The sequence below is a fragment of the Geobacillus sp. B4113_201601 genome (assembly GCF_001587475.1).
Taxonomy (GTDB): Bacteria; Bacillota; Bacilli; order Bacillales; family Anoxybacillaceae; genus Geobacillus; species Geobacillus icigianus.
The window spans coordinates 1-751 of the sequence record NZ_LQYX01000072.1 but is presented as its reverse complement, the minus strand read 5'-3'; the positions used below and the strand labels follow the sequence as shown (position 1 = coordinate 751).

The 751-nt window shown below is 38.6% G+C and carries 1 protein-coding gene; it reads left to right on the top strand.

Translation table 11 applies throughout. The annotated features are described in order from the left end of the window. A partial coding sequence (locus tag B4113_RS08770) for a transposase (protein ID WP_153017146.1) occupies positions 1–305 on the top strand: 305 nt, incomplete at its 5' end. Positions 306–751: the final 446 nt, after the last annotated feature.

The following is a 751-nucleotide window of genomic DNA, read 5'->3' as shown; positions in this document are numbered from 1 at the left end:
TAGGCGATGAAGAGATCTTGCGTTACTATGCCCAGCGCTGGACGATCGAATGCTTTTTCCGGCAGGCCAAAGACCAACTGAAGCTTGATGGGTACCGTGTTCGTCACATTCGGGCGGTGAAACGGTATTGGACAGTGGTGCTATTTGCCTGCGTATACAGCATCGCGGAATCTCAACAAGACCTCTCTTCCGGCCTGGAGCTTCTTCGGTCTCGGAAAGGGCACAGCGTCGTCGAGTTCATCTATGACGCCGCAAAGCAAGATATTCCCATTGATGTGATCAAAAAACAGCTCCATGTCGCCTAAGGGGTCCCCTGTTTGTCTCTTAGGGCATGGAAATTATTGTAATGAAAAATGCTCATCTACAGTCCCTAATTCATGGACCGTTTGATGATGTAAAGGGAAATAAATAACACCAAATAACAAAAAATATTAAAGTAAATAATATAACTTTGGGGTATATGGGTATGTTTGGATATTTTATCAGACGATGAAGATATTATAGTCAATAATCCAGCAAGACAGACAATTATTCCTATTTTTTTATTATTCATTTTAATCACCTACTTCCACTCATTTTAATAATTCCACTCATACATATATGCAATATGAAGAATAAAATTGATATGGTAATACCCATTTGTATAAAACTAACTGCTATATTTTGAATTATGTTCTGTAGATGAGCAAATTTGCTAACATAAATTGACAACTAAACAAAAAAGGAGACATGAACCCGATTCCTTGGTTAG